Here is a 13152-nt window from a genome sequence, read left to right as displayed (position 1 = left end):
GTCCGAGCGACCGCCGCTTGCTCCTCCGTCGCGTACGCGACGGCCACTCGGACGCGAGCCGGGCCGCGAACGGGCGGATGCTCGGTCTCGCTTCGCTCGAAATCGGGGGTTGAGGTGTGCTGGGCGCGTCGGTATGAGTGATCGACGTTTGCACCTTCGTCGCGTACGGGCGGCCACTCGGACGCGAGCCGGGCTGTCTTGGTTTTTCCAGCGCCTGCGGCGCTGGTTCGCGGCCCCTTTGGTGGCTCGCGAACGGCGGATGCTCGGTCTCGCTTGGCTCGAAACCGGGGGTTGAGATGTGCTGGGCGTGGCGGTATGGGTGATCGACGCTAGTTTCACTGACATTCGGTCGCTCTTCGCGCGGGCTCAGCGGCCGTACTGATCAGCCGGCGGCCTCTTCGGGGGCGGCGCGTAGTTTGCGCAGGCCCGCTATGCGGATGGCGGAGCGCAGGTCGGCGACCTCGTGGATCTTCATGGTGCTTTTCACCGTCGCGAGGCCGGGCGGCACCAGGGCGGTGGTGAAGCCGAGGCGTTCGGCCTCGGCCAGCCTGCGGTTGAGGCCGGTCACCTTGCGCACCTCGCCCGCGAGGCCGACCTCGCCGAGGATCACCCAGCCCGGTGGGATCGGGACGTCGGAGTCGGCGCTGGCGATGGCGAGCGCGATGGCGAGGTCGGCGGACGGCTCGACCAGGCGCATGCCGCCGACCGTCGCGGCGTACACATCGCTCTTGCCGAGGAACACCCGGCCGCGGCTCTGCAGGACGGCCAGCACCATGGCGACCCGGTTGTAGTCCAGGCCGCTCACCGCGCGGCGCGGCTGCGGAATCTCGGTCTTCACGGTCAGGCCCTGCACCTCGCCGACCAGCGGACGTTTGCCGTCCATCGCGACCGTCACCGCCGTGCCGGGCACGGAATCCGTCCGGTGGTGCAGGAACAGGCCGGACGGGTCGTCGACGCAGGCGATGCCGTCCTCGTGCAGTTCGAAACAGCCCACCTCGTCGGCGCTGCCGAAGCGGTTCTTGATGCCGCGCACCATGCGCAGCGTCGAGTTCTTGTCGCCCTCGAATTGCAGGACCACGTCGACCAAGTGCTCGAGCGTGCGCGGGCCCGCGACGTTGCCATCCTTGGTGACGTGCCCGACCAGCAGCACCGCGATCCCACTCGTCTTGGCCAGCGAGGTCAGCGCGGCGGTCACCTCGCGCACCTGGGTGACGCCGCCGGTCACACCGTCCACGTCCGGAGCGAGCATGGTCTGCACCGAGTCGACCACCAGTAGCGTCGGCCGCACCTGCTCGACATGCCCGAGCACGATCGAAAGATCCGATTCCGACGCCAGATAGACCCGGTCGTGCACCGCGCCGGTGCGATCGGCCCGCAACCGCACTTGCCCGGCCGACTCCTCCGCGGTGACGTACAGCGATTTCTCGTCGCGCTGAGCCGCCCAGCGATGCGCCACCTCGAGCAGCAGCGTCGACTTGCCCACCCCCGGCTCGCCGGACAGCAACACCACCGAGCCGGGCACCACCCCACCGCCCAGCACCCGATCCAGCTCACTCACGCCTGTCGGCCGCGCTCGGGTGACCTTGGAATCGATCTGCGAGATCGGCGCGGCCGCGGTGCTGGGCAACATCGCTTTCCGCCCGGGAGAACCAACCGCCCCCGCCCCGACGACTACTTCTTCGACCGTGCCCCAAGCGCCGCAGTCAGGGCATTTGCCCACCCATTTGGCGACTTCATGCGAACAGGCGGAGCAGCGAAAAGTCGGCTTGGTCTTTGCCACAGGGGCACCATACGCACCACCCCTGACAGGGTTGCATTTGCAGCGCGTGTTGGTTTCTCCAGTGGCCGCGAACAGCGCATGCTTGGTCTCGCTTCGCTCGAAACCGGGAGTTGCGGTGCGCTGGGCGCGTCAGGGTTCGAGCTTCGGATGCCACAAAGGGGCCGCGAACACGCAGCGACGAAGTCGCCGCAATCAGACCCAGCTCAGTGACCGCCGCTGTGCTCGGCTTCGGCCGGGCCGGACTTGTCGGACTCGTGGCGCTCGGTGTGCAGGCCCGCGTCGACCGGGACCTGGACCTGGACGGTGCCGTTCTGCTTGAAGTTGAACGAGACGTTGTAGGTGAGACCGGGGGCGACGTCCCTGGTCAGGCCGGTGATCTCGATCAGGATCGGGTTGGCCTCGGGGTCGGTGGCCGCGGGCTCGGAGCCGTGCTCGCCCGCGCCGTGCGAACCCGCGCCGTGCGAACCCGCGCCGTGCGAATCGGCCGTGGTGGTCGGCGCGGCGGAACGCGGCGCGGAGGTGGGCGCCGCGGCGCTCGTGGTCGGCGCGGTGGTGGTGGTGGTGGGCGTGGACTCGTGCTTGACCGGCTGGTTCGCCGCGACGACGGTCTGCTGCGGGGCGAGCTCGACGACCGACTTGCCTGCGGCCGGAGTGATCTTGACGGTGCCGAGGTCGGTGGTGATGCTGGTCAGCTCGTCGGGGACGGACTCGCCGTTGTTGATGATGGACAAGGCGATGAGCGCCTTGCCGCCCTTGGCGTTGTTGTACGCGGTGCCTTCGGCCGGGTACACGATGTGCACGTTGCGCAGCGCGATGCGGCCCACGTCGGCGTGGTTGCCGTTCACGGCGGCGACCTGGTCCGCGGTCTGCGAGATCTGGCCCGCGCCGCAGCCGGACAGCGCGATCGCCGCTCCGGCGGCGAGTGCGGCAACCGTCACCATGCGACGTCGCGCCCCCTTCGGGGCGGTCACAGCTTTCAGGGCAGTCACGGGTTGTCCCTCCATGTCGACCGGGCTCTGCTCCGCGGGGGAGCGTAGTAACTAGGCAGCGTAGTAGTTCCCTCGGCGGACCGGGCGCGGGGGCTGGGACAAACGCTATGTGCGCGCACCGTGCGCCCGCGCGGTGTGCGGCGGGCCACGAAACGTCCGTGCCGACACTCGGCTCTTCGGTAACGGTTCGATCGAGGTTCGGATGGTTGCCGCGGAGGTGCCGGCGCGCGCGAGGCGGGCGGCGCCGAACGAGCCGGGAGATAACCCCTTCTGGCACAACGTAATGCACACCGCCTGGCATCTGTCAAGCCCCACGGTTGCCTCGTTGTGGCCCTGACCTGCACAGTTGATCGCGCCGTTATCGAGTCGCATGTTAAACTGTGAACATCGAAAGGGGCACGGGACACATGATTTTTAAGGTCGGAGACACCGTCGTTTACCCCCACCACGGAGCGGCGCTGATCGAAGCAATCGAGACTCGCACCATCAAGGGTGAGCAAAAAGAGTATCTGGTCCTGAAGGTCGCCCAAGGCGATCTCACTGTTCGGGTTCCCGCGGAGAACGCCGAATACGTCGGCGTACGTGACGTCGTGGGTCAGGAGGGTCTCGATCGGGTCTTCCAGGTGCTTCGAGCGCCGCATACGGAGGAGCCGACCAACTGGTCCCGCCGCTACAAGGCCAACCTCGAGAAACTCGCCTCCGGCGATGTGAACAAGGTGGCCGAGGTCGTCCGCGATCTGTGGCGCCGGGAACAGGACCGCGGCCTGTCCGCGGGTGAGAAGCGCATGCTCGCCAAGGCTCGGCAGATTCTTGTCGGTGAGCTCGCGCTGGCCGAAGGCACCGATGACGGCAAGGCTGAGACCCTGCTCGATGAGGTCCTCGCAGCGGCTTCCTGACCGTGAGTACACCTGACAACGGTGTCCGTCCCACCGACGGACCCGTCGTTGCTCTGGTGCCTGCCGCCGGTCGTGGCGTGCGTCTGGGTGAATCGACACCCAAGGCGTTCGTCCCGGTCGGCGGCACGCCCATGATCCGGCTCGCCGTCGAAGGTTTGATCGCCTCCGGCGCGGTCGACCGGATCATCGTGATGGTTCCCACCGAACTCGTCGACAGCGCCGTTGCCCTGCTGCCGCCCGCGGGTTCGGTTCAGGTGGTCGTCGGCGGCGCCGAACGCATCGACTCGGTGCGGGCGGGTATCGCCGCGGCGCCCGACGCCGCCTACTTCCTGGTGCACGACGCCGCCCGAGCGCTCACGCCGCCCGACCTGATCGTCCGGGTCGCGACGGAACTGCGCGCGGGCCGTCCCGCCGTGGTTCCCGGACTTCCGGTGGCCGACACCATCAAGGCCGTCGACGCGGCGGGCGCGGTGACCGGCACTCCCGAGCGCGCCCGGTTGCGCGCCATCCAGACGCCGCAGGGTTTCGCGGCCGAGCTGCTGCGCTCCGCCTACGCCACCGAGGGCATCGAGGCGACCGACGACGCGGGACTGGTCGAGCGGCTCGGCGTCGGAGTCCACACCATTCCCGGCGATCCGCTGGCCTTCAAGATCACCACTCCACTCGACCTCCGGCTCGCCGACGCGATACTCGACGGCGCGGGCATCGGACCGGCGGTGGCGCCGTGACCATGCGCGTCGGCATCGGCAGTGACGTCCATCCGATCGAAGCGGGCAGGGCCTGCTGGATGGCCGGTCTGCGGTTCGACGGCGACGACGGTTGCGCGGGCCACTCGGACGGCGACGTGGCCGCGCACGCGCTGTGCGACGCGCTGCTGTCCGCGGCGGGCCTCGGCGATGTCGGCGCGGTATTCGGCACCGGACGCCCGGAATGGGCGGGCGTCTCCGGTGCGGCCATGCTGAAGGAAGTGCGCAGACTGCTGGGCGAAGCGGGCTTCGAAGTGGTCAACGCCGCGGTGCAGGTGATCGGCAATCGCCCGAAGATCGGGCCCCGACGCGCCGAAGCGCAGCAGGTGCTCGGCGAATTGCTCGACGCCCCCGTCTCGGTGTCCGGCACCACCACCGACGGTCTCGGCCTGACCGGTCGCGGCGAGGGGGTCGCCGCCGTGGCGACGGCCCTGCTGCAAGCTTGTCGTTGATCCTGCTCCGGCGGACCCGAGCCGGTCCGTGAACGACCTTATACACCAGCTAGGATCGACTGCCGTGACCCTGCGCCTCTTTGACACCGACACGCGGACCATGCGCGATTTCGCGCCCTTGGTCCCCGGCCGTGCTTCGGTGTACCTCTGTGGCGCCACCGTGCAGGGCGAGCCGCACATCGGCCATGTGCGCAGCGGAGTCGCGTTCGACGTGCTGCGCCGCTGGTTGCTGGCACACGACTTCGACGTCTGGTTCATCCGCAACGTCACCGATATCGAGGACAAGATCCTCACCAAGGCCGCCGAGGCGGGCAGGCCGTGGTGGGAGTGGGCCGCCACGCACGAGCGCGCCTTCGATCGCGCCTACGAACGCCTCGGTGTGCTGCCGCCGTCCGCGGAGCCCCGCGCCACCGGCCACATCACCCAGATGGTCGACATGATGCAGCGGCTGATCGATCGCGGTCACGCCTACGCTTCCGCGGGCAACGTGTACTTCGACGTGGTCAGCTATCCCGACTACGGCAAGCTGTCCGGCCACAAACTCGATGACGTGCACCAGGGTGAGAGCGCGGGCGAGGGCAAGCGCGACCCGCGCGACTTCACCCTGTGGAAGGCGGCCAAGCCGGGCGAGCCGACCTGGCCGTCGCCTTGGGGGCCCGGCCGCCCCGGTTGGCACCTGGAGTGCTCGGCGATGGCCGGGTTCTATCTCGGCCCGGAATTCGACATCCACTGCGGCGGTATGGATCTGGTGTTCCCGCACCACGAGAACGAGATCGCCCAGTCGAAAGCCGCCGGTGACGGCTTCGCCAGGTACTGGTTGCACAACGGCTGGGTGACCATGGGCGGGGAGAAGATGTCCAAGTCGCTGGGCAACGTGCTGTCGGTGCCGAACGTGCTGAAACAGGTGCGTGCCGTCGAACTGCGGTTCTACCTGGGCAGCGCGCACTACCGCTCGATGCTGGAGTACTCCGAGAAGGCGCTGCACGACGCGGCGCAGTCCTACCAGCGCATCGAAGCCTTCGTGACCAGGGTGGTCGACCGGGCCGGTGAGATTCCGGTGGGCAAGTGGACCGACGCGTTCGCCGCCGCCCTCGACGACGATCTCGCGGTGCCGAAGGCGCTGGCGGAGATCCACCGCGCGGTGCACGATGGCAACAAGGCGCTGGAGGTCGGCGCGATCGACTCCGCGCGCGATCTGGCGAGTCAGGTGCGCGCCATGCTCGGCATCCTCGGTGTCGATCCGCTCGACCCGCACTGGTACACCCCCAGCGACTCCTCGGCCGCGCTCGGCGCACTCGACGTGCTGGTGCGTGCGGAACTCGACCGCCGCCAGGAGGCGCGAGCCACGAAGGATTGGGCGACCGCCGACGGCGTGCGCGACCGTCTGCAGTCCGCGGGTATCGAGGTCACCGACACCGCCGACGGTCCGGAATGGGCGCTCGGAGAACCGCAATTCGGAAAGGCCAAGTGATGGCAGGCAATTCGCAGCGCCGCGGTGCGATTCGCAAGGGCGGCAGCAAGAAGGGCGCCGTCGTCGGCTCGGGCGGCAAGCGCAGGCGCGGGCTGGAAGGCCGTGGCGCCACCCCGCCCGCGGAGATGCGGACCAAGCATCCCGCCGCCAAGCGGGCGGCCGCGAAAGCCAAGGCCGCGCAAGGTCGTTCGTCCGGCGGCGGCGCCGCGGGCCGGCCCGCGGGACGCAAGGCCGACGACGGTCCCGAGTTGGTGCTCGGCCGCAATCCGGTGGTCGAATGCCTGCGCGCGGGTGTACCCGCGACGGCGCTGTACGTCGCGGTGGGCACCGAGAACGACGACCGGTTGACCGAGAGCGTGCGGCTGGCCGCCGACAAGGGCATCTCCATCCTGGAGGTACCGCGCACCGACCTGGATCGGTTGAGCGCCAACGGATTACACCAGGGTGTCGCCCTCCAGGTGCCGCCGTACCGCTACGCCCATCCCGACGACCTGCTCGACCGGGCACGCGGCGCCGCCGAGCCCGCGCTGCTGGTCGCGCTGGACAACATCTCCGACCCGCGCAATCTGGGCGCGGTCATCCGGTCGGTGGCGGCCTTCGGTGGCCACGGCGTGCTGATTCCGCAGCGGCGCAGCGCGAGCGTCACCGCGGTGGCCTGGCGCACCAGCGCGGGCGCCGCCGCTCGCCTCCCGGTCGCGCGCGCTACGAATCTCACGCGGACGCTGAAGGATTGGGCATCCCGTGGTGTCCAGATCGTCGGCTTGGATGCCGGTGGTGACACCACGCTGGACGATTTCGACGGCCGGGAGCCGACCGTGATCGTGGTCGGCTCGGAGGGCAAGGGGCTTTCCCGTCTGGTCCGGGAATCCTGTGACGCGATCTTGTCGATTCCGATGGCTGGTCCGGTGGAATCGCTGAACGCGTCGGTCGCCGCCGGTGTGGTGCTCTCCGAAGTCGCCCGGCAACGCCGCGCCTGAGGGCGTCTCCGCCGGTGCGCTCGCTGCCGGGCCCGCGTGCCGGGCTCTGGGTCCACGAATAGCTTTCCGGTGCGTACCCAACCCGGCCGAATTGGCGAACATGCTCAAAAGCGCAGCGCGAAAACTGATCTCGCTTGGTCATGGGTGGCTCATCGGGTGTGCCCGGAACCCGACTGCCGAACAACGCAAGATCCGCTGCCGGATCTCATGATTTCCGACGCGTGGGGCTCGAGAACCCGGAGAGGCGAGACATCCCAGTAGAATTCGGGTGGTGGTGATACCCAATCAGCCCATCGGTCAGCCGGTCGAGCATCCGAACGCGACGGCGGTGTTGTTTCTCGGCGCGGCGAGCGTCTTCTGTTGCGGAGTGCTGGGGCCGGTGGCGTGGGCGCTGGGACGGCGCGCGCTCAACCAGATCGAGGAATCCGGCGGTGCGTACGGTGGCCGCGCCCAGGTGCTGGTCGGCTATGTACTCGGCGTCGTCGGCACCGTCCTGATGATCATCTTCGCGGTGCTGTTCCTGTTCATCCTGCTCGGCGGTAACGCTTGAGCGGTGTACTGCCGGACGGCGCTTGTTCACCGCACCGGGGCATGGTGCAGGGCACGATCTGGAGTCTCCACAGTGCTGCGCCGAGCGAAGGATAGGTTGCGGCAGCCGCGTGCGAGCACGGTCGGATGGAGTGTGTCTACACCGCGCCCGGCAGGGCCTAATCCAGAATGGGGCGTTCGCGCTCCGCGGAGTCCCAGGCGGGCCATTCCGTGCTGACGCTGCCCGACCAGCTCGGCTGCCTGCGATCTCGGAACGCGGCCATGGCCTCGCCGCCGTCGATGCTCTCGGTCGCGTGCTGGTTGAGATCGGTTTCCAGTTTTCCGACCACGGCCGGGCTCATTCCCAGCCCCTCCCAGAGCAGCCGCTTGGACAGGGCCACGGGTAGCGGCGCCGAACCGTTCGCGATGTCATGTGCGACGGCAAGCGCGGTGGGTAGCACCTCGCCCGCGGGCAGTGAGCTGTTGGCCAGGCCCATCGCCTTCGCCTCGTCACCGTCGAACGTGCGCCCGGTCAGCATGATGTCGGCGGCGTTGGCCATGCCGACGAGCCTGGGTAGTGTCCAGTGCGCGTAGCCGTCGGCCAGGACGCCCCGGCGCACCTGGTTCAACCCGTACACCGCGTCGCGCGCCATGTACCGCAGGTCGCACTGCAGGGCTAGAGCCAGGCCGATGCCGACCGCGTGCCCGTTCACGGCCGCGATCACCGGTTTGCGCACCCGCCACGGCGGCGGATCGATGGTGGCGCTGACCTCGCCTACCCGATTGGATAGGTCCGCACCCGCGCAGAACGCGGGCGGGGTGCCGGTGACGATCACGGCGCGGATGGCGTCTTCCGAATCGCAGCGCCGCAACGCGGCGCCCAATTCGGCGGCCATCGTGGGGGTGAAGGCGTTCTGCTGGGCGGGCCGGTTGAGCGTGAGCACGGCGACGCCCTGAGAGACGTCGACGTGCAGTTCCGAACTCATGCCACAGGATGTTAGCCGACGGACGCGGAGCTGACTCGGGGCCGAAAGTCCTCGGCTATCCGCGCAGCACCTTGCGTCCGATGGCGTACTTGTGCACCTCGGTCGGGCCGTCGTAGAGCCGGAAGGCGCGCATGTCCCGGAAGATCATCTCGACCACCGTCTCATCGCTGATGCCGATGCCGCCGAGCACCTGCACGCACCGGTCGGCGACCTTGAACAGCTCCTCGGAGACGAACGACTTGGCGATCGAACTCTCGTGCCGCGCCTTCTCGCCGTTGTCCATCAGCCAGCACGCGTGCCAGATGGTCAACCTGCACTGGTGCAGCGCGATCTCGTTGTCCGCCAGCATGAACGACACGCCCTCGTGTTCGCCGATCGGCTTGCCGAACGCGGTGCGGGTGCGCGCGTGCTCGACCGCGATGCTCTGGGCTCGTTCGGCGGCGCCGAGCCACCGCATGCAGTGGGTCAGGCGGGCCGGGGCGAGCCGGAGCTGGGCATAGCGCAGCGCTTGGCCGGCCTCGCCGAGCAGTGCCTCCCGGGGCAGGACCAGGTCGTCGAAGCGGACCACCCCGTGCCCGGCGACATAGTTGCGGTCCATGGTGTTCATCGTGCGTTCGATGACGATGGCGGGCTCGTCGCCGTCGGCCAGGAACAGTGTGGGTCCCTCGGGCAGGTGCGGGTTCGAGGCGAGCCGCGCCATGATGATCCAGGTCTTCGCGCCGTTCGCCCCGGTGATCAGCCACTTGCGGCCGTTGATGGTGAAATTCTCGCCGTCGAAGGTCGCCGTGGTGGACAGCTGAGCCGGGTCGGAGCCGGCCCCGTCCGGCTCGGTCATGGCGAAGACCGAGCGCTGGTGGCCGGCGATCACCGGGGCCAGGTAACGCTGGACCTGGTCGGGGGCGGCCACCTTGGACAGCAGGAACATGTTGCCCTCGTCGGGCGCCGCGCAGTTCATCGCGACCGGACCGAGCGTGGACCAGCCCGCCGCCTCGTAGATCACCGCCTGCTCGATGTGGGTCAGTCCGCGTCCGCCGAGCGACTCGGGCGCCTGCACGGTGAGCAGCTTCTCGGCGCGGGCCAGCTCGACGAGTTCCTGCCGCAGCTCATCGGTCGGGCCGTGCGCGGTCAGGCGCGGGTCCCGCTCGTACGGGACGATCTTGTCGATGACGAATCGGCGTACTCGGTCGCGTTCGGCGGCGAGGTCGGCGGGAATCGCGAAGTCGATCATCGTTGGTCACCATTCGTTCGGGGGCGCGGTGCCTCGAGCATACGAAAGTGCTCCGGAATGACTGAAGGCGGCTGCCATCAAAGTTCTTCTCCTTCGGTGGCAGAGCCTCGAGCTGCACCGTTGCCTGCCGAGGCGCGGCAGCCTCAGGGTGCCGATGAGTAATCCCTGACCGATTTCACCGAATGAGACCGGCTCATCGGGTCAGCATCGGCTCGCCGATGCAAGCTCGACGCCGCCCACGTTCAGCGGCCGACAGGTGCGGGTTCGCGGTCTCTCAGCGGGCGCGGGCGAGCCGGCGGTTGCGGGTGCCGAGCAGGCGGCAGGCGAGGTAGATCAGGAACGAGAGGGTGGTGACAAAGGTGGAGACGGGGACGCCCGGCGCGAGCGACAGCAAAATGCCGCCCACGGCGGCGATCTCCGCGAACACCACGGCGAGCACCGTCGCCCGGATCGGGTTCGCGGTGAGCTGGGCGGCCGCGGCGGCCGGAGTGATCAGCAGAGCGAGGACCAGCAGCGCGCCGACGATCTGCACGCCGAACGCCGCCGTGACGCCGAGCAGCACGGCGAACACGATGGACAGCGCCCGCACCGGGACACCACGTGCCACCGCCACTTCGGGATCGGAACTGGCGAACAGCAACGGCCGGTAGACGACCGCGAGCACCGCGATCACCCCGGCGGTGCAGACGGCGAGCAGGCCGAGGCCGTTGTTGCCGACGCTCACCACCTGGCCGGTCAGCAGTGAGAACTTCGATCCCGCGCGATCAGGGCCCAGCCACAGGAACAGCACCGAAAGACCCAGGCCGAACGAGAGCACCACCGCGATCACCGAATCGCGCTCGCGGGCGCGGCTGCCGAGCAGGCCGAACAACACCGCCGCCACCACCGACCCCGCGATGGCCCCCAGACCGACCCCGACACCGGCCAGCAGCGCGGCGGCGGCCCCGGTCAAGGACAGCTCACTGGTGCCGTGCACGGCGAACGACATCTGCCTGCTGATGATCAGCGGGCCGATCACACCGGACAGCAACCCGAGCAGGGCCGCGGCGAGCAGCGCCTGCTGGACGAAACCGTAGGACAACAGGTTCGCCGTGGTGCCGAAGTCCAGCATCTTGCCGAGGACGCTGGACAGTTTGTCGGTCACGAGCGCACTCCACTCTCGGCCGGTTCGTCGGCTTGCGGTACGGCCGTTGCCGAGTCGTTCACTTCGCTCGATGCCGCTGACCCGTCCGGCGCGGTGTCGCCGTGCGCGAACTCGTCGCCCGCCGGTCCGTGACAGTGACCGCCGGCGGTGCCCAGCGCGTCCATGGTGTCGCCGGTGCCGACGACCACGAGTCGCCCGCGGACCCGCAGCACGTCCACCTGGGTGCGGTACAGCTCCGACAGCACCGCCGAGGTCATCACTTCCTCCGGCGTCCCGATTCGGAACCGGCCGTCGACCAGGTACAGCACCCGGTCCACCAAAGGCAGAATCGGATTGATCTCGTGTGTCACGAAAAGCACCGCGGTGTCGTGGGTGCGCCGACGGCGATCGATCAGTTCGGCGACCAGTCGCTGGTTCGCCATGTCGAGGCTGAGCAACGGCTCGTCACATAGCAGCACCTTCGGATCACCGACCAGCGCCTGCGCCACCCGCAGGCGCTGCTGCTCGCCGCCGGACATGGATTCCAGCGGCGCGTGGGCGAAGTGCTCCGCTCCGACGTCGGCGATGGCCGCGGCCACCTTGCGCTTGCGCTCGGCGCGGGAGCGCAAACCGAGTCCCCAGCGATGCCCGTCGACACCGAGACCGACGAGGTCGACGCCGCGCAACTGCACCCCGGCGTCGATCGTCTTCTGTTGCGGCACGTAGCCGATGTCGGGATTGCCGGTACGCGCGGGAGAGTCCGCGATCCGAGCTGTGCCGGAACTCAGGCCGACCTGCCCCAGCAACACCTTCAGCAGCGAGGTCTTGCCCGACCCGTTCGGTCCGAGCACCGCGACGAATTCACCCCGCGCGACGGTGAGATCCAGCCCCTCCCACAGGGTTCGGTCCCCGTAGGACAAGCATGCGGCCTCCAGCCGCACCGCGGCCGAGTCCACGCCGATGTTCGATGGCCGCCGTTCCACCCGGTCGGTGTGCTCGGTCAGCGCGGCTCCCTCGTTCATCTGCTCAGCCCAGCGCGGCGGCCAGCGCCTGCGCATTCTTCGTCTGCCACTGAATGTAATCCACGCCCTCGGGCAGGGTCTCGGTCACCTCGACGACGGTGACGCCCGCGTTCTGCGCGGTGCCGCGCAGGTCCTTGGTGATCTTGTCCTCGGTCTGCACGTTGTAGATCAGGGCGCGGACCCGCTTGCCGATGAGCAGGTCCTGGGTCGCCGCGACGGCCGCGGGCGCCGGGTCGGTCTCCTGCTCGATGGCTTCCTGGAACTCGTGCGGAGTCAGGTCGTCCGCCCCGGCGGCGGCCACGAGGTAGTGCGCGAGGGGTTCGGTCTGCAACACCGGTGTTCTCGGGTGCTCGGCGGCGAGCTTGCCGGTGATGGCGGTGACCGCGGCGAGCCCGTTCTCGAACGCCGTCGCGCGCTCGGCGTAGGCGGCGGCCTTGTCCGGATCCAGTTCGCCGAGCTGGGCGGCGATCCGGGCGGCGACCACGCCGACGGTGCGCACGTCGTACCAGACGTGCTCGTTCCGGTCGCTCTGGTCGACCCGCAAGGAGAACGCGTCCACGGTGCGCTTGTTCGTGCCCGCTACGGCCTTCTCGGCGAACTCGTCGTAGCCGCCGCCGTTGTAGATCACGAGGTCGGCATCGCTGAGTTCGGCCGACTCGACGGCAGAGGTCTCGTGCGAGTGCGGGTCGGCGGATGGATCGGTGATCAGTGACCGGACAGCGGCGTCGGGGCCGGCGATGGCGGCGGCGATATCGCCCCACACGTCGGTGGAGGCCACGACGGAGGGCCGTCCGTCGTCGGCCGAGCCGCCGCAGGCGGTCAGCGTCAGGGCGGAGGCGACCCCTACGGCGATGCCTGCGCAGGTGATGGCAAATCCGGTTCTCACGTGGGGGTACTCCTGGCAGTGCTCTAGATCATAATGGAAATCGTTCCCGTTTAACTTTAGCAGGCATC

General features: G+C 69.0%; 12 protein-coding genes and 1 pseudogene. 6 read left to right on the top strand and 7 right to left on the bottom strand.

Translation table 11 applies throughout. The features are described 5' to 3' along the window. Nucleotides 1-382 precede the first annotated feature (382 nt). A complete protein-coding gene (gene radA / locus ACFU5M_RS16440) occupies nt 383-1780 on the bottom strand; it encodes a DNA repair protein RadA (RefSeq protein WP_379049507.1) in 1398 nt (465 codons plus the stop codon). A gap of 203 nt (nt 1781-1983) precedes the next feature. Then, nucleotides 1984-2751 (bottom strand): hypothetical protein, encoded by a 768-nt coding sequence (locus ACFU5M_RS16435; protein WP_379049505.1) that lies wholly within the window; start codon nt 2749-2751, stop codon nt 1984-1986. A 425-nt stretch (nt 2752-3176) separates the two neighbouring features. Here ACFU5M_RS16435 and carD point away from each other — a divergent pair, with 425 nt between their 5' ends. The 6 genes from carD (at nt 3177) to ACFU5M_RS16405 (ending at nt 7861) form a co-directional block, all read left to right on the top strand. Beyond that, complete coding sequence (gene carD, locus ACFU5M_RS16430) at nt 3177-3665, top strand: RNA polymerase-binding transcription factor CarD (protein ID WP_011206964.1); 489 nt, start codon at nt 3177-3179, stop codon at nt 3663-3665. 2 nt (nt 3666-3667) lie between these two features. Further along, a complete protein-coding gene (ispD, locus tag ACFU5M_RS16425) occupies nt 3668-4393 on the top strand; it encodes a 2-C-methyl-D-erythritol 4-phosphate cytidylyltransferase (protein ID WP_379049503.1) in 726 nt (241 codons plus the stop codon). Between the two features lie 2 nt (nt 4394-4395). Then, a complete protein-coding gene (ispF, locus tag ACFU5M_RS16420) occupies nt 4396-4863 on the top strand; it encodes a 2-C-methyl-D-erythritol 2,4-cyclodiphosphate synthase (RefSeq protein WP_379049510.1) in 468 nt (155 codons plus the stop codon). A gap of 64 nt (nt 4864-4927) precedes the next feature. Beyond that, nucleotides 4928-6334 (top strand): cysteine--tRNA ligase, encoded by a 1407-nt coding sequence (gene cysS / locus ACFU5M_RS16415; protein ID WP_379049500.1) that lies wholly within the window; start codon nt 4928-4930, stop codon nt 6332-6334. Continuing rightward, the gene (gene rlmB / locus ACFU5M_RS16410; protein ID WP_379049498.1) at nt 6334-7311 is read left to right on the top strand and encodes a 23S rRNA (guanosine(2251)-2'-O)-methyltransferase RlmB; all 978 of its coding nucleotides are present in this window, start codon (nt 6334-6336) and stop codon (nt 7309-7311) included. Before cysS ends, rlmB begins: the two co-directional genes overlap by 1 nt. 271 nt (nt 7312-7582) lie before the next feature. Further along, on the top strand, nt 7583-7861 hold the full coding sequence (locus ACFU5M_RS16405; RefSeq protein ID WP_379049496.1) for a DUF4190 domain-containing protein: 279 nt from the start codon (nt 7583-7585) through the stop codon (nt 7859-7861). 157 nt (nt 7862-8018) lie between these two features. Here the strand turns inward: ACFU5M_RS16405 and ACFU5M_RS16400 are convergent, their stop codons facing one another. From ACFU5M_RS16400 to ACFU5M_RS16380, 5 genes and pseudogenes are all read right to left on the bottom strand, one after another. Further along, nucleotides 8019-8825: an enoyl-CoA hydratase/isomerase family protein gene (locus ACFU5M_RS16400; protein ID WP_379049494.1), complete on the bottom strand. Its 807-nt coding sequence runs from the start codon at nt 8823-8825 to the stop codon at nt 8019-8021. A gap of 55 nt (nt 8826-8880) precedes the next feature. Next, entirely contained in the window at nt 8881-10053 is a 1173-nt protein-coding gene (locus ACFU5M_RS16395; RefSeq protein ID WP_379049493.1) for an acyl-CoA dehydrogenase family protein, read from the bottom strand. Nucleotides 10054-10327: 274 nt separating this feature from the next. After that, on the bottom strand, nt 10328-11197 hold the full coding sequence (locus tag ACFU5M_RS16390; protein ID WP_379049491.1) for a metal ABC transporter permease: 870 nt from the start codon (nt 11195-11197) through the stop codon (nt 10328-10330). Between the two features lie 137 nt (nt 11198-11334). Next, nucleotides 11335-12198, bottom strand: a pseudogene (locus ACFU5M_RS16385) (metal ABC transporter ATP-binding protein); the annotation flags it as partial. 4 nt (nt 12199-12202) lie between these two features. Then, nucleotides 12203-13084: a metal ABC transporter solute-binding protein, Zn/Mn family gene (locus ACFU5M_RS16380; protein ID WP_379049489.1), complete on the bottom strand. Its 882-nt coding sequence runs from the start codon at nt 13082-13084 to the stop codon at nt 12203-12205. Between the last annotated feature and the right edge of the window lie 68 nt (nt 13085-13152).

It is taken from the genome of Nocardia sp. NPDC057455, assembly GCF_042802775.1.
GTDB lineage: Bacteria > Actinomycetota > Actinomycetes > Mycobacteriales > Mycobacteriaceae > Nocardia.
Note: the sequence above shows the minus strand (reverse complement) of the source record. Positions and strands in the feature narration are given on the sequence as shown.